At 75.0% G+C, this 18,722-nt stretch carries 19 protein-coding genes; 9 read left to right on the plus strand and 10 right to left on the minus strand.

Features of this window, described 5'->3' with window-relative positions; all coding sequences use genetic code 11:
• Positions 1-5: 5 nt before the first annotated feature.
• The 3 genes from AB2L27_RS06545 (at position 6) to AB2L27_RS06555 (ending at position 2,805) form a co-directional block, all read left to right on the plus strand.
• Positions 6-395, plus strand: coding sequence for a RidA family protein (locus AB2L27_RS06545; protein WP_370440669.1), 390 nt, complete (start codon positions 6-8; stop codon positions 393-395).
• 215 nt (positions 396-610) lie between these two features.
• On the plus strand, positions 611-766 hold the full coding sequence (locus tag AB2L27_RS06550; protein WP_370440670.1) for a hypothetical protein: 156 nt from the start codon (positions 611-613) through the stop codon (positions 764-766).
• Positions 763-2,805: a SpoIIE family protein phosphatase gene (locus AB2L27_RS06555; protein WP_370440671.1), complete on the plus strand. Its 2,043-nt coding sequence runs from the start codon at positions 763-765 to the stop codon at positions 2,803-2,805. Before AB2L27_RS06550 ends, AB2L27_RS06555 begins: the two co-directional genes overlap by 4 nt.
• A gap of 33 nt (positions 2,806-2,838) precedes the next feature.
• Here AB2L27_RS06555 and AB2L27_RS06560 read toward each other — a convergent pair whose 3' ends face one another.
• Positions 2,839-3,564, minus strand: coding sequence for a GAF and ANTAR domain-containing protein (locus AB2L27_RS06560; RefSeq protein WP_370440672.1), 726 nt, complete (start codon positions 3,562-3,564; stop codon positions 2,839-2,841).
• A gap of 620 nt (positions 3,565-4,184) precedes the next feature.
• Between AB2L27_RS06560 and AB2L27_RS06565 the strand changes: the two genes are divergently transcribed.
• The 3 genes from AB2L27_RS06565 to AB2L27_RS06575 all read left to right on the plus strand — a co-directional run bounded on the left by AB2L27_RS06565 (position 4,185) and on the right by AB2L27_RS06575 (position 6,154).
• Entirely contained in the window at positions 4,185-4,307 is a 123-nt protein-coding gene (locus tag AB2L27_RS06565; protein ID WP_370440673.1) for a hypothetical protein, read from the plus strand.
• An 80-nt stretch (positions 4,308-4,387) separates the two neighbouring features.
• Positions 4,388-5,551: a chromate efflux transporter gene (gene chrA / locus AB2L27_RS06570; protein WP_370440797.1), complete on the plus strand. Its 1,164-nt coding sequence runs from the start codon at positions 4,388-4,390 to the stop codon at positions 5,549-5,551.
• A gap of 102 nt (positions 5,552-5,653) precedes the next feature.
• Entirely contained in the window at positions 5,654-6,154 is a 501-nt protein-coding gene (locus tag AB2L27_RS06575) for a nucleoside deaminase (RefSeq protein ID WP_370440674.1), read from the plus strand.
• Positions 6,155-6,170: 16 nt separating this feature from the next.
• Here the strand turns inward: AB2L27_RS06575 and AB2L27_RS06580 are convergent, their stop codons facing one another.
• Complete coding sequence (locus AB2L27_RS06580) at positions 6,171-7,385, minus strand: MFS transporter (RefSeq protein WP_370440675.1); 1,215 nt, start codon at positions 7,383-7,385, stop codon at positions 6,171-6,173.
• Positions 7,386-7,474: 89 nt separating this feature from the next.
• On the opposite strand from AB2L27_RS06580, the gene AB2L27_RS06585 reads away from it, so the two are divergent.
• The gene (locus AB2L27_RS06585; RefSeq protein ID WP_370440798.1) at positions 7,475-8,008 is read left to right on the plus strand and encodes a sugar O-acetyltransferase; all 534 of its coding nucleotides are present in this window, start codon (positions 7,475-7,477) and stop codon (positions 8,006-8,008) included.
• The gene (locus AB2L27_RS06590; protein ID WP_370440676.1) at positions 8,005-8,565 is read left to right on the plus strand and encodes a TetR/AcrR family transcriptional regulator; all 561 of its coding nucleotides are present in this window, start codon (positions 8,005-8,007) and stop codon (positions 8,563-8,565) included. The genes AB2L27_RS06585 and AB2L27_RS06590 overlap by 4 nt, the downstream gene beginning before the upstream one ends.
• Positions 8,566-8,792: 227 nt before the next feature.
• Here AB2L27_RS06590 and AB2L27_RS06595 read toward each other — a convergent pair whose 3' ends face one another.
• Positions 8,793-10,139 carry an MFS transporter gene (locus tag AB2L27_RS06595; RefSeq protein ID WP_370440799.1) on the minus strand — a complete coding sequence of 449 codons (1,347 nt, stop codon included), beginning with the start codon at positions 10,137-10,139 and terminating at the stop codon, positions 8,793-8,795.
• A gap of 134 nt (positions 10,140-10,273) precedes the next feature.
• Entirely contained in the window at positions 10,274-11,131 is an 858-nt protein-coding gene (locus tag AB2L27_RS06600) for a helix-turn-helix transcriptional regulator (protein WP_370440677.1), read from the minus strand.
• A gap of 101 nt (positions 11,132-11,232) precedes the next feature.
• On the opposite strand from AB2L27_RS06600, the gene AB2L27_RS06605 reads away from it, so the two are divergent.
• The gene (locus AB2L27_RS06605; protein ID WP_370440678.1) at positions 11,233-11,949 is read left to right on the plus strand and encodes an SDR family NAD(P)-dependent oxidoreductase; all 717 of its coding nucleotides are present in this window, start codon (positions 11,233-11,235) and stop codon (positions 11,947-11,949) included.
• Here the strand turns inward: AB2L27_RS06605 and AB2L27_RS06610 are convergent.
• The 6 genes from AB2L27_RS06610 to AB2L27_RS06635 all read right to left on the minus strand — a co-directional run bounded on the left by AB2L27_RS06610 (position 11,927) and on the right by AB2L27_RS06635 (position 18,644).
• Entirely contained in the window at positions 11,927-12,790 is an 864-nt protein-coding gene (locus AB2L27_RS06610) for a hypothetical protein (protein WP_370440679.1), read from the minus strand. The two genes, AB2L27_RS06605 and AB2L27_RS06610, sit on opposite strands and share 23 nt — an antisense overlap.
• Positions 12,791-12,876: 86 nt before the next feature.
• A complete protein-coding gene (locus AB2L27_RS06615; RefSeq protein WP_370440680.1) occupies positions 12,877-13,767 on the minus strand; it encodes an ABC transporter permease in 891 nt (296 codons plus the stop codon).
• A complete protein-coding gene (locus AB2L27_RS06620; protein WP_370440681.1) occupies positions 13,764-14,648 on the minus strand; it encodes an ABC transporter permease in 885 nt (294 codons plus the stop codon). Before AB2L27_RS06620 ends, AB2L27_RS06615 begins: the two co-directional genes overlap by 4 nt.
• Complete coding sequence (locus AB2L27_RS06625; protein ID WP_370440682.1) at positions 14,645-15,820, minus strand: polyamine ABC transporter substrate-binding protein; 1,176 nt, start codon at positions 15,818-15,820, stop codon at positions 14,645-14,647. Before AB2L27_RS06625 ends, AB2L27_RS06620 begins: the two co-directional genes overlap by 4 nt.
• Entirely contained in the window at positions 15,817-16,962 is a 1,146-nt protein-coding gene (locus AB2L27_RS06630; RefSeq protein WP_370440683.1) for an ABC transporter ATP-binding protein, read from the minus strand. The genes AB2L27_RS06625 and AB2L27_RS06630 overlap by 4 nt, the downstream gene beginning before the upstream one ends.
• Positions 16,959-18,644: an amidohydrolase gene (locus AB2L27_RS06635; protein WP_370440684.1), complete on the minus strand. Its 1,686-nt coding sequence runs from the start codon at positions 18,642-18,644 to the stop codon at positions 16,959-16,961. The genes AB2L27_RS06630 and AB2L27_RS06635 overlap by 4 nt, the downstream gene beginning before the upstream one ends.
• Between the last annotated feature and the right edge of the window lie 78 nt (positions 18,645-18,722).

Here is an 18,722-nt window from a genome sequence, read left to right on the forward strand (position 1 = left end):
CTGTCGTGAGCACTCGTCGACTGATCTCCAGCGGTGGCCCCTGGGAGGCCGCCGTCGGCTACTCCCGCGCTGTCCGCGCCGGTGACCACGTGAGCGTGGCCGGCACGACCGCCGCCACCCCCGACGGCCCGGCGGGCGGTGACGACCTCGCCGAGCAGACGCGCGTCTGCCTGACGCGCATCCGCGCCGCCCTGCTCGAAGCCGGTGCGACCCTCGAGGACGTCGTGCGCACGCGGATGTTCGTCACCGACATCTCCCGGTGGGAGGAGGTGGGGCGCGTGCACGGCGAGTTCTTCGGCCACGTCCGCCCGGCCGCCACGATGGTCGAGGTGAGCGCGCTCATCGACCCCGGACTGCTCGTCGAGATCGAGGCGGACGCGGTCGTCGTCCGCTGAACCCCCCGGCCGGCCCGCGGGCCCGCCGTCGCCGACGTGCTCCACTCCAGGGCCGGGGCGGAGGCCCGGACCCGCGCGACCGTCCACCGGGGAGCCGGCCCAGACGGTCGGGCGACGGCCTGAGGAGCGGAGGCGTGCGGGGCTGACTAACCTCAGGACCTCGATCGGGTGGGTGTCGAGACACGGCTCCGCCGATGACGACGGTGAGGCACTCGGTGACGGAGCACGACGTGGACGACGCCTCGACGGCGGTCCTGGCCGGACTGGACCGGGCCGGTGGGACGAGGACCCGCGCCGTGCCCCCCGCAGGCGCGCACGGTGCGGCCGGTGGTGGGCGCGGCAGGACCGGCACGGGCCGGGAGGGCGCGTGAGCGGCGCGGTGCACGAGCCGGAACTGCCCGTCGACGAGGGGGTCGGCAGCGACCGTCTGCGCTCGGCGGCGATGCACCAGGTGCCCTGGTACGTCTTCGTCATGTCCGGTCCCCAGCACCGGGTCGTGGCCGCCAACCGGGCGATCCTGAACGTCCTCGGCGGGTTCAACCCGGTGGGCCTGACCGTGACCGAGGTCCTCGGGGGCAGCGAGAGCCAGGGCATCGTGGAGATGTACGACCGCGCCTACGACGGCGAGCAGGCCCAGTTCCACCGGATGCGCTTCGCCGTCGCCGCACCCAACGGCCACCGGGAGGAGATCGTCATCGACTTCGAGGTGAGCCCGTTCCGCGACGCGGGCGGGAGCACCGTCGGGATCATCGCCGTCGGACGGAACGTCATCGACCTCGTGCGCCGGGAGGAGGCCGAAGCCGCCGCCGCGGCGGAGCTGACCCGCCGCTACCGGCGGGCCACCGACGTGATCGAGGAGGTCCAGCGTGCGCTGCTGCCGGCCCGGTTGCCGGTGCTGCCGCGGGTGCAGGTCGCGGCGAGCTACGTCGTCGGGGGCGCCGAGCAGGCCGCCGGTGGGGACTGGTTCGACGTGCTGGCCCGACCCGACGGGACGGTGGCCGCGGTCGTCGGCGACGTCGTCGGGCACGGGGTGGCGGCATCGGCGGTGATGGCCCAGCTGCGGGCGGTCGCGCTGGAGCGCCTGGACGCCGGTGCGGACCCGGCGCAGACGGTCGCCGCACTGGACCGCTTCACGCGGGTGGTCCCCGCAGCGCGGTCGGCAACGGTGTGCGTCCTCGTCCTGGCACCGGGTCGGGGAGAGGGGCAGGACCGACCCGCGGTGACGTACTGCCTGGCCGGTCACCCCCCGCCCCTGGTCCTGGACCCCGGCGGCGGCAGCCGCTACCTGGACCCCAGCGGCACCCCGCCGCTGGGCAGCAGGGGGGACGGGGGCGTCGAGCGCGACGTCCAGCGGGCCGCGTTGGGTGCCGGGGAGCTGGTGCTGCTGTACACCGACGGCATCATTGAGCGTCCCGGGGTGCCGGGGACGGTCGGGACGGTGGAGCTGGCGCGAACGGCGGCCGCGGCGGCGGCCGATGAGCTGATCCCGGCGTTCACGCTGGCCTCGGCGGTGGACCGGGTGAGCGCGCAGACGCTGGAGCGGTTGACCCGCGAGACCGGCTCGCTCGACGACGTCACCCTGCTGGCCCTGCAGCCGGTGACACCCTCACCGGACCTGCACGTGCACACCCGCCTGACGCGGGCGGGGATCCCCGCGGTCCGGGCCCAGCTGCGTCGCTGGCTGGGGCCGGACCGCACGGCGAGCCTGGCCGTCGACCAGCTCGACGAGGTCGTCGGCGAGTTGCTGGAGAACGTCGTCGACCACGCCTACGGCATCGAAGGTCCCGAGGGTCCCGGGGACCTCGCGGGGCGCGTGCGCGTGGACGGGGAAGGCCCGGTCACCGTGCGCGCCCACCTGGACGACCTGGGCCTGCTCACGGTGAGCGTCGCCGATGAGGGCACGTGGGTGCCGCGGCCGGAACCGGTGGCCCACCGGGGCATGGGCCTGACCTTCGCCCAGGAGTTCGCCGAGCAGGTGCACGTCGACTCCTCCACGGCCGGCACCACGGTCACCGTCCTCTTCCGGCCGTGGACGTCCTCCCGGGGCGCGGCCCCGGTGGCCCCCCGTCAGGTGCCGGGGTTGTTCGACACCTACACCGAGCACCGAGAGGGGCGGGCGGTGATGACGGTGCGCGGGCCGGTGGACGCGGCGAACGTGGCCGAGCTGGACTCGGAGCTGGCGCTGAACGTGGTGCCGGGGGCCGCGCCGTTGCAGGTGGACCTGCAGCAGGTGAGCGTGCTGTCCAGCGCGGCCCTGCACACCTTGCGCCGGCGCCTGGAGCAGGGCGAGCGCGCCGGGGTGCGGGTCGACCTGCTGAGCAGCCCCGGGACGGTGGCCCAGCAGGTCCTCGCCCTGGCCGGGATGGACACCGGCAGGAGGGCCGCCACGGGCGGCGGCGACGCTCCCTGAGCGCCCGGGAGGATCAGCAGGACCGGTCGACCATCACTCCAGGTGCCCGGTGGCGGCGACGTCGGCGGCCACGTCGCGCAGTTTGCGGTTGGTGTCCTGGCTGTAGCGGGTCAGGACCGCGAACGCCTGCTCGGCGGTCAGCTTGTGCCGGGCCATGAGGATCCCCTTGGCCTGGCCGATCAGGTCACGGCTGTCCAACGCGGCGCGCACGTTGGCGACCTCCTGGGTGCCGGCGACCGCGATGGCGGCGTGGGAGGCCAGCAGCTGCCCGACGTCTTCAGCCTCCTCGTCGAACGCCCCGGGGTTCGGGGCCAGGAGGTTGAGGGCGCCGAGGTTGTCACCGGCGACGTACAGCCGCACGCACACGGCGGAGGCGACTCCCACGTCGGGGGCGCGGCGGGCCAGGGCCGGCCACCGGGTGTCCGCCGCCAGGTCGTCGACGCGGACGAGGGGCTCGGTGAACAGGGCGTCCAGGCACGGGCCCTCACCGAGTTCCTGCTGCAGGGCGTCGAAGGAGCCCGCGCCGGGACTGGTCGCGGCAACCGCGGAGACCACCTGCCGGCGCCGGACCTGGGTGATGGTGGCCTCCCGCGCGCCGGGGACCAGCGCGACGGCCGCGGTGACGATGCCGTCCAGGACGTCCTGGGGGTCCCGGTGCCGGTGCAGCTGCAGGGCCAGCTCCGCCAGCCGCCGGCTCAAGGAGCTGCCGGTGCCATCCGTGCGAGCCGCGTGGGGTGTCTGGACGCCGCTGTCGGTCATGCCGACGCCTCCCTCGGATCCGGGGCTCGTGCGCCGTGGTTCGACGCGTCGAGCCACCGTAGTGCCGGGAGCAGGCGAGCGGCAGGTGGCCGGTGGAGCAGGTCGGACCACGGTCGCTCAGACCACGGTCGGCGCGGACGATGCAGACGCCGTCACGGACGGTCGAGGTGGTGGCGACGTTCCTGCGGGCCTCGCAGAGGTCGATCCCCTGGGCGCCCGCTGTCGGACAGGCCCCACCGCGGTGGTGCTGCCGACGCGCGGACAGGAGCGTCCGGGAACCACGGCCCCGGTCGACGATCGCCCGTCAGCGTCCTCGACGCTGCACGAGCGCGACGTCCGTGACCGTGGAGTCGGCGTGGTGCGGGTGAGTCGTCGACGGCTCCCGCGCGCTGCGCGGTCACCCAGGAGCGGGACGACCGCGCGGTCACCGGTGCACTGCGGGGGTCGAGCCGCGCCGCGGGAACGTCCGTGTCGCAACCCGTCCGCCGCGAGGGGGGCGGGTGAGACGTGCCGCTCCGGCGGCGTCCGACCGCCGCGGGCCGAGGCGGCCCGGACCCGCTCCGACGGGTGACCCGCACCCCGGTGCCCCGGCACCGGACCCGCTGGAGAGGATCGGCGTCGTGACCCGCGTCCGACTCCTGCCCGTCCGCGTCGAGAACGGCGACGGTCCCCCGGTGACCGTCGACCTCGCGCGCGCCACCGGCGCCACCGAGGGCATCAGCCGGTGGGGGGCGGCGGCGTGACCGGACCGCTCGACAGCGCAGCGCCGCCCCCCCACCGCCCGGACCCCACCGCCGGGGCGCGAGCGAGTTCGGCGGGTGAGGTGTTCCGGGCGTTCCTCGTCCTGGGCCTGACCTCGTTCGGCGGGCCGGTCGCGCACCTGGGGTACTTCCGCGAGGCGTTCGTGGTGCGGCGGCGCTGGCTGAGCGAGAACGCCTACGCCGACCTGGTCGCGCTGTGCCAGTTCCTGCCGGGCCCGGCCTCCAGCCAGGTCGGCATGGCGCTGGGCCTGCGCCGCGCGGGGCCGCTGGGGATGCTGGCGGCCTGGACGGCGTTCACGCTGCCCTCGGCCGTGCTGCTGGTCGCCTTCGCCCTGGGCGTCGGCGTCGCCGGGGTCGACCCGGACGCGGGCTGGTTGCGCGGTCTGGTCGCGGCCGCGGTGGCGGTCGTGGCGCACGCCGTCCTCGGCATGGCGCGCACCCTGGCCCCGGACCGCCCCCGCGCCACCATCGCCGTCGCGGCCCTGGCGGTGGCCGTCCTCGTGCCCACCGCGCTCGGGCAGGTGACCGCGATCGTCGTGGGGGCCCTGGCCGGTCTGGTCTGGGTGCGCGGGGTGGCCGGCACCACCGCGGCCGAGGACGCCGTCACCCCCGCCCTGCGCCGGCGCACCGGCGCCGTGCTGCTGGGCCTGTTCGCGCTGCTGCTGGTGCTGCTGCCCGTCCTGACCGCCGTGACCGGCAGCGCCGCCGTGGGGCTGGTCGACAGCTCCTACCGGGCCGGTTCCCTCGTGTTCGGCGGCGGTCACGTGGTCCTGCCCCTGCTGGAGGCCGAGACCGTGCACCGCGGACTGGTCGGCCGCGACGACTTCCTCGCCGGGTACGGCGCCGCGCAGGCCGTCCCGGGTCCCCTGTTCACCTTCGCCGCCTACCTCGGCGCCGTGCGCACCGCCGCTCCGGGCGGGCTGGCCGGGGCCGGGCTGGCCCTCGTCTCGATCTTCGCGCCCTCGGCCCTGCTGGTCGCCGGCGGCCTGCCGTTCTGGGAACGGCTGCGCAGCTCCCCCCTGGCCCGGCGGGCCCTGGCCGGGACCGGGGCCGCCGTCGTCGGGCTGCTCTCCGCGGCCCTGTACGACCCCGTGTTCACCGACGGTGTCACCTCGACGGGAACCCTGGTGGTCGCCGTCGCCTCCTTCGTCGCGCTGACGGTGTGGAGGGCACCGGCCTGGGCCGTCGTCCTCGGAGCCAGTTGCGCCGGGCTGGTCCTGCTCTGACGGCGAGGACGCACGAGGGCCCAGGAGGGCCCAGGACGACGTGCGGCGCCCCCGGGGCGGACCTAGGGTCACCCCGACACCCGCTGCACCGGAGGAGTTCACGTGAGCCAGACCGCCGACGACGGCACGACCCGCGAGCACCTCGCCCGCGCCGTGGACCTGGCCACCGGCAACGTCCGCGACGGCGGGAAACCCTTCGGCTGCGTCGTCGTGGAACGGGCCACGGGCGAGGTGCTGGTCGAAGCCGTCAACCGCACCGTGCAGGACGGCGACGTCACCGCCCACGCCGAGATCACCGCGCTGCGGGAACTGGCCGGCCGGGGCCGCAAGGAGCTCACCGGGTGCGACGTGTTCGTGACGGCCTCACCGTGCCCGATGTGCCTGGGGGCCCTCTACTACGCCGCCCCCGACCGCGTCGTCTACGCCGCGACCCGCGAGCAGGAGGGTGAGCACTACGAGGACGGGGGCCGGTACTTCACCCTCGACAGCTTCTACGGCGAGTACGCGAAGGACGAGGCCGACCGCGCCCTGCCGATGAGCCAGGGGCCGCACCCGGACCCGCAGGAACCCTTCCGCCGGTACGAGGCGGAGCACCGCAGCTGACGCCCCACCGTCCGCCTCACCGTCGCGGGGCGACGGCTCCCGCCAGGGCGACCCCCGCACCGCAGAACACCAGCGGGAGGACGAGAGCCGCGGTCAGCCCCACCCCACCGGCCAGCCAGCCGATGACAGCGGGGCCGGCGAGCAGCCCGACGTACCCGGCGCTCACCACGCGGGAGATCGTCACCCCGGGGTTCGCCGCACCGAGGTTCCCGGCCGCGGTGAAGATCTGCGGGACGGTCCCGGACAACCCCAGCCCGAACACGACCCAGCCGACGAGGGTCACCCAGAAACCCACGGCGAGGACGGGACTGAGGACGACGACGAGCATCCCGGCGGCGGCCACGGCCGATCCCACCCGGACCACGCTCACCGCGCCGAAGCGGTGCGCGACGGGATCGGCCGTGAACCGGCCGACCGTCATCGCGACGGCGAACGCCGCGTAGGCCAGCGACGCCGCCGCGGCCGACTGATCGAGGTCCTCCACGGCCTGCAACGCGCTCCAGTCGTTCGCGGTGCCCTCGGCGAGCATGAGCAGGAACGCCGTGAGCGCCAGGGCGAGCAGGCGCCCCGTGCGACGGGGCCCCGCCGGCGTCCCGGCACGGTCTCCGGGGGTGGGGTCGGAGGCAGTGGGCCGGGCCGTCCGAGCCGGCACCGAGGGCAGGCTGACGACGGCGAGGACCGCCACCGCGAGCGCCCCGGCGACGAGGGTGGGCAGCAGGCCCAGCCCGGCGGACTGCAGCAGCGCGCCGAACCCGGCCCCCACGGCACCACCGACGGAGAAGAACGCGTGGAAGCTGGACATGATCGGCCGGCCCCACGCGCGTTCGACGACGACGGCCCGCTCGTTCATGGCGACGTCGACCGCGCCGATGCCCACCCCCAGGACGAACAGCGCGACCCCGAGGTGCCAGGGCGCGACGGCCAGCCCCGGCGCGAGCACCCCGAGGACGATCAGCGCGGACCCGACCGCGGCCACCGGCCGGCTGCCGATCCGGTCCACCAGCGGGCCGCTGGCCTGCATGGCGACGACCGACCCGGCCCCGAGGAGGAGCAGCAGACCCCCCAGCACGCCGTGGGAGATCCCCAGCCGTTCCTGGACGGCGGGGATGTTGACGACCCACGTCGCGAGACCGAGCCCCGCGAGGAGGAACAACCCGATGACGGCGGCGCGAGGACGGCGCAGCGCGGAACGGTCGGGTGCCGCGGTCACGGCGGTGGGGGAGGACGTCATGCGTACGATCGTACACACCATGCGGACGGTCGTACACTCCTCGTGTGACGGACCACTTCGCGGGCGACCCCCGCACGAACCGCGAACGCATGCTCGCCGGGGACCTCTACGTCGCCGACGACCCGGAGAACGCGCGCCGGGCCCAGCGGGCCGTCCGCCTCACCGAGGCGTACCACCGGGCGTCCGTGCAGGACCAGGTGGCCGCCCTCCCCCTCCTCGCCGAACTCCTGGGCTCGCTGGGCGAGGGGGCGTTCGTCAAACCCCCGCTGTTCGTCGACTACGGCGAGCACCTGCACATCGGCCCGCGGACGTTCGTGAACCACAACCTCGTCGCCCTCGACGTCGCCACGATCACCGTGGGCGCCGACTGCCAGATCGGCCCGAACGTGCAACTGCTCACCCCCACGCACCCGCTCGAACCCGGTCCGCGCCGGGACGAGCTGGAGGCGGCGAAACCCGTCACGATCGGCGACAACGTGTGGATCGGGGGCGGCGCGATCGTTCTCCCGGGGGTGACGATCGGGGAGGACAGCGTCGTCGGGGCCGGGTCCGTCGTCACGAAGGACGTGCCCCCGCGGGTGCTCGTCGTGGGAAACCCCGCCCGCGTGGTGCGCGAGCTGTGAGCGTCCAGCGGACCCGCCGCACCGACCCCCGGCGGCGCGAGCGCATCGTCGAGGCCGCTGTGGCGTGCATCGCCGAGCACGGCGTCGCCGGCACCTCCCACCGGCGGGTCGCGCAGTCCGCCGACGTCCCCCTGGGGTCGATGACGTACCACTTCGACGGGATGGACGAACTCCTCCGCGAGGCGTTCACCTCCTTCGCCCGGCGCATCTCGGCCACCTTCGCCGAACGCCTCGGCCCGGCAGCCGGCGCGGACGACCCCGACGGGGTGATCGACGCGCTCGTGGACCTGATCCACGTCGACCTGCAACGCTCGAGCGCCGAGCACGTGCTCACCTACGAGCTCTACACGCTCGCCGCCCGCCGGCCCGAGTTCCGCGAGATCACCCAGACCTGGATGCACGCCAGCCGCGAGGTGCTGGGCCGCGCGTTCGACCCCGTCACCGCGCGCCGCCTGGACGCCTACGTCGAGGGGGCGGCGCTGCACATCGCCCTCGACCCCGACCCCCAGCCGCGGGAGCAGACGCGCACCGCGCTGCGACTGCTCGCCGGACGCTGAGCGCGGTTCCGGTGCGGGCCGGGGTGCAGGAGCGCCCACGGCTGTTCCCGCGTCCGACCCGACCAGGACAGGACAGGACACCCACCGGTGTCACCGCGTGAGGTGAGCCGTGGGTGTCCCGGGGGCGTCGCCCCGGCGACGTCGGGAGGACACCCACGGGTGTTCCCACACCCGGTCCACCGTGGGTGCAGGCGTGAGTGCGGGCGTGGGACCGGTGCGGGCCCGCCTCAGACCGAGGCGGGATCGGCGGTCCTGGACCGCGCGAACGTCGCGGACAGCGCCCGGTACTGGGGGCTCGCGAGCGCGACGAGGGTGGCGAGGACGCCGAGGAAACCGGTGACGACGAACACGAGGGCGATCGCGCGGGCCTGCCCCGTCCCGAACCAGCCCCCGATCGCCGCCGCACCCGCGCCGTCCGTCATGAACGGCACGACGACGAACTGCGTGAGCGGCCCGACGAGGAACGCCGTCACCGGGGAGGCGGCCTGCTCGACGCTCTGCGCGAAACCGAACACCCGTCCCTGCCGCTCGTACGGCACGACCCGTTGCAGCACCGTCTGCTCGGCGGCCTCGGCGAAGGGCATGAGCAGCATGAACACCGCCATCGCGACCGTCAGCGTGAGGACGGAGGACACGAGCGGGAAGGCGAACGTCACCCCCCACGACGCGACGTTCACCAACAGCAGCACGCGCACGGGCCGGCTGCCCAGGCCCACGCGGGCGACGAGCAACCCGCCGACGATCATCAACGCGCTCAGCCCGCCCCACAGCAGCCCCCACACCTGCACGGACACCAGGGACAGCCCGTAGGCGTCCATGAGGGCCATGAACCCGCCGGCGATGAAGTTGTTGAAGCAGCTGAACGCGATGAGGGGGACGAGGCCGGGGACGGACCGCACGAGCCGCCACGTCCCGCGCAGGTCCACACCCCCGACCGCGGGAGCGTCCTCACCCGTGCTGAGCACCCGCGTCTCGGGCACCCGCACGGTCGCGAGGTGGACCACCGCGGCCACCAGCACCACGAGCGCGAGGACGAGCACCCACAGCATCCCGCCGACCGCGACGAGCACCCCGCTGATCACCGACGTCACGAGCATCGAGACCCCGCCGACGGTGCCGAGCAGACCGTTCGCGCGGTCGCGCCGGTCGGCCGGCACGAGCATCGTGACGAGGGTGGGCAGCGCGATGCCGCGCGGGTTCCCGGCGATGACCCCGCCCATGAGCAGCACGATGAACGCCCACAACTGCCAGGACGCGACGTCGGCGAACACCGCCGCCGGGGTCAGCAGGTACAGCACGAGGCACAGGCCGTAGACGAGGAACGACGCGATCGCCGAGCCCTGCATGACGGTCCGCTTGTGGTGGTCGTCGACGAGGCTGCCGAACCAGATCCCCGTCGCGGCCGTCGCCACGACGAAGATCCCGGCGATCATCCCGGTGGCGAACACCGACCTCGTCGCCAGGAAGACCCAGAACGTGAGGGCGAACCAGACGGTGTAGTTCAGGACGTTCACGACCCCGTGGTTGACGAGCAGGTGCACGAACGTCCGCTGGGTGCCGTGCCGCAGGTCCAGGCGGGGACCGGGACCGCTGGGGGCGTCGGAGGTGGACACGCGCTCTCCTGTCGTCGGGCTCGGACCCTGCGGGGACGCGGGGTCTGCAGCTCAGACCCGTCCGGGCGCCCGAACTCATCGCCGAGCGTGCCACGTCACGGTTCTCCGGCGACAGCCGTTTCCGGGGCGCCCCAGCTCGCCAGCAGCGGCAGCACCCGCGCCGTCGGTGAGTCGGCCTGCACGGTGTAGACGTCGAGCCGCTGGTCGGGGTCGAGCGGGGCCACGACCGACTCGATCCCGAACACCAGCGGTCCGGCCTCGGGGTGGTCCACGTGCTTGGTCACCGACGTGCGGAACGTGACGCCCCGGTCGGCCCACCACCGCGCGACGTCGGCGTCGGCGCGCCGCAGTTCCTCCACCAGGGCGCTCAGGCGCCGGTCGTCGGGACGGCGGCCCAGTTCGCAGCGCAGGGACCCGACGGCCGGGGCGGCGAAGTCGTCCCAGTTCGTGATGCGGGTGCGGGCGTGGGGGTCGAGGAACAGCCAGCGCGCGAAGGACGACCCGGGTTCCATCGCCGCCCCCAGCACCGCCGTCAGCAACCCGTTGCGCGCCAGGACCTCCGAACGCCGGCCCAGCAGCAGGGCGGGGACGTGCGCGAGCGTGTCGAGCAGCCGCAGCAACCCCGGGTCCGGGCGCTGCGGCACCTCGGGGCCGGCCCGGCGCCGCCGCGCCGTCGGGGCGGCCAGGTCGTGCAGGTGGGCCCGCTCCAGGTCGTCGAGCTGCAGGGCCCGGGCCAGGGCCTCGACGACGTCCTCGCCGACCGTGGGCTGGCGGCCCTGTTCCAGCCGGCTGTAGTGGTCCGGGCTGAGCCCGGCCAGCACGGCCAGTTCCTCCTCGCGCAGCCCCGGCACGCGCCGCGGTCCGGGGAAGGGCGTGATGCCCGCCCGGGCGGGCGTCAGGCGGTCGCGCCGGGACCGCAGGAAGGCCCCGAGGGCGGCACGGTCGGTGGGCACCCCCGCAGCCTGGGAGCGGGCCGCGGTCCGGACCTGGTCACGCCGTGACCAGGCACGAGGCGCCCTGGTGGTCGGCGCCGCGACGGCGTTCGGTGGTGCCCGTGACCACGCAGCAGACCGTCCTCGTCACCGGGTCCACCAGCGGGATCGGTGCCGCCACCGCCCGGACCCTCGCCGCCGGCGGCTGGACCGTCCTCGTCACCGGCCGCGACACCGCGCGCGGGGAGGCCGTCGTCGCCGACGTGCGGGCCCTGGGCGGCACCGCCCGCTTCCTCGCCTGCGACCTCACGGCCGCCCCCGACGTCCTGCGCCGCTTCGCCGCCGAGGCCGTCGAGGCCGCGGGCGGGCGCCTGGACGCCGTCGTGCACGACGCGGCGCTGTGCCCGGCCAACGACACCGCCACCCTCTCCGACGCCGACCTCGAGGCGACACTCGCCGTGAACGTCCGCGCCCCGCACGTCCTGACCGCCGCCCTGGCGCCGGCGATGGCCCACGTCGGGCACCCGTTCGTCGGCCTCTACTCCGCGACGAAGGCGGCGCAGATCCAGCTCGCCCGGTCCTGGGCCGCGGAGTTCGGGCCGCGCGGCGTCCGCGTCAACACCGTCTCCCCCGGCGTCACCCGCACCCCGGTCGGCGCCGCCGACGCCGCCGACGCCGACGTCGTCGCCGCCGTGACGCGGGGCACCCCGGCGGGCCGGCCCGGGACGCCGGAGGAGGTGGCGGACGCGGTGGCGTGGGTGCTGTCCGAGCGGGCCGGGTACGTGCACGGCGCGGAGATCGCCGTGGACGGGGGCATCACGTCGGTCGCGCGGGTGTGAGCTCGCGGGTGTCCCGGCGCGCGTCGACGGTGCGGTCCGCGACCCGCGCCGGGACGAGGACGACGGGGACGCGCAGGGTCCGCAGCGGCAGCGCCCCGACCGACCCGGCCGCGAGCACCACGAGGTCCCCCACCCCGGTCCGGTGCGGCAGCACGTCGGCGAGGGAGCCCTCGGCGACCTCGGCGCGCACGGGCCGGTGCGTCCCGGCCGACAGGCGGGCCCGGACGGCGTGGTGGGCGGCGACGGCCCGCAGGTGCGCGTGCCGGCGACCGGCCTCTCCCCCACCGGAGGAGGGGGCCCGCCAGGTGGTGAGCAGGTGCACGGGCAGGTCGCGGCCGCGACCCCGGGCCCAGTCGGTGACGGCCTCCTCGGTGGAGGTGACGACGACCAGCCGCCGCGGTGGGGTGAGCACCGCGCGCGGGCCCACGAGGACGACGGGGACCCCGGCCGCGGCCAGGACCGCGCCGAGGACCCCACCGGTCCCGGGGGGCAGGGCGGTGACGTCGCGCCCGCAGCCCAGGACGAGCTCGGCCGCCTCGGCGGCGGCGGACAGCAGGGCGGGCACGGGGTCGTCGAGCGTGAGGGTGACGTCGACGGGGGGTTCACGGCCGGGGACGCGCAGGAGTTCCTCGGCGAGCACCCCGTCGACCGTCCCGTCGACCGTCCCGTCGACCGTCCCGTCGACCGTCCCGTCGAGCGTGCCGTCGATCCCGGCCCGGCTCCTGCCCGGCCCGACGACGACGTGCAGGGGGCGCCCCGTCGTCGCGCAGGCCTGCACGGCCCACCGCAGGGCCCGCCGGGACGCCCCGGAACCGGAGAACCCCACCGTCGTCGCTCGCACGCCGCCTCCTCGCGGTCGGGATCCGGGCTCGTCGTCCGGCCCTCCGATGGTGCCCCCGGACGGTCACGATCACAACGGGTGGGTGCTCAGCCCCCCGCCATCGTGCGGGCGATGCCGGAGGCGGAGTCCCCCGAACGGCGCAGCACGAACGCGACGACGGCCAGGGACACGAGGGTCAGCAGCAGCAGGAGCGTGGAGACGGCGGCGATCTCCGGGCGCAGCCCCGCCCGCAGGGACGAGAACACGTAGACGGGCCACGGGGTCGCCCCCGGCAAGGCGACGAAGCTGGCGACGATGGTGTTGTCCAGGCTGAGGGTGAAGGCCATGAGCCCACCGGCCAGGACCCCCGGCGCCGCCAGCGGCAGCGTGACGTCGCGGAACCGGCCCCACGGGGTCGCGTAGAGGTCGGCCGCGGCCTCCTCCAGCCGGGTGTCGAGGCCGGCGACGCGGGCCCGCACGATGAAGGCCACCACGGCCGTGGACAGCACCGAGTGCGCGACGACGAGGCGGGCGAGGCCGTCGCCGAACAGCGGCAACCCGGCCTCGGTGTCCAGGGACACGAACCAGCCGAGCAGCGAGATCGCGTCCACGATCTCGGGGGTGACCAGGGTCAGGCCCAGCAGCAGGGTCAGGGCCGCCGCCCAGCGCCCCCCGACCCGCGCCAGGGCCAGGGCCGCCAGGGAGCCGATGACCGCCGACAGCAGCGCCGCCCCGGCCGCGGCCTGCAGGGAGGTCACCACCGCGGCGCGGATCACCGGCCGGGACAACCCGGCCGTGTAGGCCTGGAACCCCGCCCCGCCCCAGGAGGTGAGCAGCCGCCCGGAGTTGAAGGAGTACACGACGATCACGGCGATGGGCAGGAACAGGAACAGCAGGACCAGGACGCCCCACACGCCCAGCAGGACGTCGGACCGGCTCCGACCCCGGCGCCGGGCGCGGTGGGGCGGGACGACGGCGGGCGGGCGTTCGTCGATCACCGGACCACCTCCACGTGGCGGCGGGCGCGCCGCACCCGGCGCACGAGGAGCACCCCGAGGGCGGTGAGCAGCACCGTGCCCCCGGTGAGCAGGACGAGGACGACGGCCATCGCCGACCCCAGCGCCCAGTCCTGCGCCGTCTGGAACTGCCCGGCCACGAGCTGCCCGACCATGTTCCCCCTCGCCCCGCCGAGGACGGTGGCCGTGACGTAGTCGCCCATGAGCGGCACGAACACCAGCAGGCTGCCGGAGGCGATGCCGGGGAAGGCCAGCGGCAGGGTGACGTCGGTGAACGTCCGCCAGCGGCCGGCGCCGAGGTCGCGGCTGGCCTCGCGCAGCGCGTGGCTGGTGCGTTCCAGCGCGACGTACAGCGGCAGCAGCATGAGCGGCAGGTAGTTGTAGACCACCCCGAGCTGGACGGCGCCGCGGGTGTAGAGCACGTCGAACGGGTCCCCGCCCAGGGCCTGCCAGGCCGTGGAGAACGGACCCTGGGGCGACAGGGCGATCTGCCAGCCGAGCGTGCGGACGAGGAAGTTCGTCCAGAACGGCACCATGACGAGGGCGAGCACCAGCCCGCGCCGGCGGGGAGGGACCTTCACCGCGAGCCAGTAGGCGAACGGCAGCGCCACCACGAGGCAGATCAGCGTGCCCACCACGGCGATGCGCAGCGTGTTCCAGAACGTGCGCACGAACGTGCCCGACAGCGCCTGCCCGTACCGGTCCAGGGACAGGACGTCGTTGGCGTGCGTGCCGAACAGACCGGGCTTGTAGCCGAAGCTGTACCAGACGACGAGGGCCACGGGGGCGACGAAGAACCCGAGCAGGAACACCCAGGCCGGCAGGGCGAGCGCACCGTGGGGGGTCCGCAGCCTGCGGATCATCCGTTCCCCGCGGCGGCGCGGATCGCGGCCACGGCCTCGACCGTCGCCTGGTGCCCCTCGTTGAGGACGCTGACCGTCAGCCGGTCGACGATGCTCTCGTCGGGGAAGACCAGCTCGGCCCGGTCCAGCCCGGCCGCTTCCGCCGCGGCACCGATGCCCCGCACCGCCGTCGGGTACCCCAGGTAGAGCACCTCCCGGACGGAGTTCTCCTCCTGGAGCATGAAGTCGATGAAGGCGTACGCGGCGTCGGGGTGCTCGGCCCCGGCCGTGATGCACCAGTTGTCGATCCACAGGTTGGCCGTGGGCGTGGGGAAGACGAAGGTCCACTTGTCCGGGTCGTCCGAGGCGTCGATGCCCAGCCGCGCGTCACCGTTCCAGCACTGCATCAGCGCGAACGTCGACTGGGCGATGGCGCTGCTGCCGGGGTTGGACTCGAACCCCTTCAGGTGCGGTGCGAGGCCGGCGACCAGACCGTCGCGGGCCGCGGCGATCTGCGTCTCGTCCGTCGTGTTCGGGTCGACGCCGTTCGCGGCGAACCAGATGCACATCACCTCCCACGGGTCCTCCAGGATCGAGGTGTTCCCCGACGCCTCCCGCTGCGCGGCGTCGAGGAAGTCGGCCCAGGAGGTCAGCGGCCGGGTGATGACGGTGTTGTCGTAGACGAAACCCGTCGTGCCCCAGCTCTTCGGGATCGAGTGCTCGTTCCCGGGGTCCCAGCTGCGCCCGAGGTAGGCGGGGTCGAGGTTGCCGTAGTTCGTCAACCGCGAGTGGTCGATGGCCTGGATGAGGCCGTTCTGCGCCATCTGCGGCACGAACAACCCCGTCGGGACGACGATGTCGTACCCGCTGGCGCCGTTCGCGGCGACGAGCTTGGCGATCATCTCCTCGTTCGAGGCGTAGCTGTCGACCTGCAGCCGCGGGCCGCTCGCCTCGAACGCCGCGAGGTTGTCCGGGTCGTCGTAGTCGGCCCAGTTGTAGACGTTGAGGCTGTCCTCGATCGTGCCGTCGGGGGTCGCGCCGGATCCGCTCGCCCCGTCCGACCCCCCGCACGCGGTGAGCGCGGCGGTGGAGGCGAGGGCGGTCAGCACGCTGCGGCGCCGGGTGAGGGCCCGCTCGATGCGACCGACGCCGGCGCGCGGGACCAGGGCGGTGGGGTGGGTGTGGTCGGTCACGGGGCGCTCCCGGGGGTCTGGGTGGAGGGGAAGACGTGGACGTGCTCGGGGGCGAAACCGCACCAGACCTCGGCGCCGACCTCGCCGGTGCCCGGATCGGCGGCGACCCGCGGGGAACGGGCCAGCACCTCCAGGCCGGAGGAGGTCACGACGACGCGCTGGACCGTGTCGCCGAGGTGGGCGACACCGGCCAGGCGCCCGCGGACGCGGTTGGTCGCGCCGGCCGGTTCGGCCGCGGTGACCTGCACCGCCTCCGGACGCACGGCGGCCAGCACGGCCGAACCGTCCGGCAGGTCGGTGGCCCGGGTGGCGAGCGTGCCGTCGGGGCAGCGGACCACCCCGGGCTGCACGAGGTGGCCGGGCAGGAAGTTCTGCTTGCCGATGAACCCGGCGACGAAGGCGCTCGCGGGTTCGGCGTAGACGTCCTCGGGCACCCCGACCTGCTGGAGCCGGCCGTCGAGCACGACCGCGATCCGGTCGCTCATCGACAGGGCCTCCTCCTGGTCGTGGGTGACGAAGACGAAGGTCGTGCCCAGACCGGACTGCAGGAGTTTCAGCTCGACCTGCATCTCCTCGCGCAGCTTGCGGTCCAGGGCGGAGAGGGGTTCGTCCAGCAGCAGGACCTGCGGCTGGTTGACGAGGGCGCGGGCGAGCGCGACGCGCTGCTGCTGCCCGCCGGACAGGGCGTTCGGGGACCGCTGGGCGTGTTCACCCATCCGCACCATCTCCAGCGCCTCCCCCACCCGGCGCCGGATCTCCCGGGCCTCGACCCGCTTGCGCCGCAACCCCTTCTGCCGCAGACCGTAGGCCACGTTCTCGGCCACGGTCATGTGCGGGAACAGCGCGTAGGCCTGGAACACCGTGTTCACCGGACGCCGGTGCGGGGGCAGACCCAGGACGGAGGTGCCGTCGATGGCCAGGTCGCCGGCGTCGGGCTGCTCGAACCCGGCGAGCAGGCGCAGCAGGGTCGTCTTGCCGCAGCCGCTGGGCCCCAGGAGGGACAGGAACTCCCCCGACCGCACGTGCAGGTCGATCCCGTCGACGGCGGTCGAGGTGCCGAAGCGCTTGACGACACCGGTGATGTCGACCGACCCGCCCCCGGCGCCGGCCAGCGCGGAGGTGTCCGGGGCCAGGACGCTCACCGTCCCACCCCCGTCAGGGCGGCGGTGGCGTCGTGGACGGGGACGCCGGAGACGAAGGTCAGGTCGGTCCGCACCGCGTGCAGGTCGCGGGGGTCCAGGGAGAACGGGTCCGCGCTCGCGACGGTGAGGTCGGCGACGGCACCCGGGGCGATCGTGCCGGCGCCCTCGTGGCGGTTGATCCAGGCCGAACCGGCGGTGTAGGCGTGCAGCGCCTCGGTGAGGGTCAGCGCCTGCTCGGGGAAGAACGGCGGGGCGTCCTGCCCGGGCAGCGCACGGTTCACCGCGACGTGCACGGCCTGCCACGGGTCGGGGGTCGACACCGGCCAGTCCGACCCCATGACGAGGCGGGCCCCGTTCCGCAGCAACCCCCCGAAGGGGTACTGCCAGGAGTTCCGCTCCGGCCCCAGCAGGGGTGTGGTCAACGCGGTCATCTGCTCCTCCTCGCAGGCCCACAGCGCCTGGACGTTGGCGGTGACGTCGAGCGCGGCGAACCGGGGCACGTCGTCGGGGTGGACGACCTGCAGGTGCGCCAGGTGGTGCCGGCCGCCCCGGGAGGCGGGCGAGCGCCGGGCCAGGGCCAGGGCGTCGAGGGCGTCGCGCACGGCACGGTCGCCGATGACGTGGACGTGGACGTCGAAACCCGCCTCGTCCAGGGCGGGGACGGCGGCCAGCAGCAGATCCCGGTCCAGGTACGACAGGCCGCTGTCCCCCGAGCTGCACCCGCAGCCGTCGAGGTAGGGGGTGAGCATCGAGGCGGTGCGGTTCTCCGCGACGCCGTCGAGCATGATCTTGACGCTCGTCGTCGCGAACCGGTCCGTCCCGGCGGCGGCGACCCGGTCGCGGTGGGCGACGAACCCGGCCACCACGTCCTCGACCTCGTCGAGGCCCCGGCCGCGCGGCCACCACAGGGCCCCCACGACGCGGGCGGTGAGGGTCCCGGCGGCCGCGGCCCGCAGGTAGGTCGGCGTCGTGTCGGAGTGGCCCGCGTGGTTCCCGACGATGGCGTCCTGCCAGCCGGTGACGCCCGCGGAGTGCAGGTACCGCTGCCCCTCGGCGAGCCCGGCCGCGAGGTCGTCCTCGGTGACCGGGGGCAGCAGACGGCTGACGAGGTCCATGGCCCCTTCGTGCAGCGTGCCGGACGGGGCGCCGTCGGCGTCGCGCTCGATCCGCCCGTCGGCGGGGTCGGGGGTGCCGGCGTCGACGCCGGCCAGTTCCAGCGCCCGGCTGTTGGCCCACGCCCCGTGGTGGTCGCGGTTCAGCAGCAGGACCGGGCGGTCGGGGACGACCCGGTCGAGGTCCTCGCGCCGGGGGGTGCCGCCGGGGAAGTCGGTCATCGCCCAGCCCCCGCCGGAGATCCACCCACTCCCGGGGTGGGCCGCCGCGTGCGCCGCGACGCGCTCGAGCGCGGCCTGCGCACCCTGGACCTCGCTGAGGTCGCAGCCGAGGCGTTCCAGGCCGCCCATCACGGGGTGGACGTGGGCGTCGGTGAAACCGGGCAGCAGCAGCCGGCCGGCGAGGTCCACGGTGCGGGTGCGCGGGCCGGTCCGGGCACGGGCCTGCGCGTCGGTCCCGACGGCGACGATGCGCCCGCCGGTGACGGCCACCGCCGTGGCCGAGGGGTGCAGACCGGAGCCGGTGAAGACCCGTCCGGAGTGCAGGACGAGGTCCGCCGTACCGCTCATGGCACCGGAAGGTACAAGCAGTCCGCCCCCGCGACAGAATCGTCGGCGTGGTCGTGCTGCTCCCGGCCCGGCCGCGGC

Source organism: Kineococcus halophytocola (assembly GCF_041276425.1).
In the GTDB taxonomy this organism is placed as follows: Bacteria; Actinomycetota; Actinomycetes; order Actinomycetales; family Kineococcaceae; genus Kineococcus; species Kineococcus halophytocola.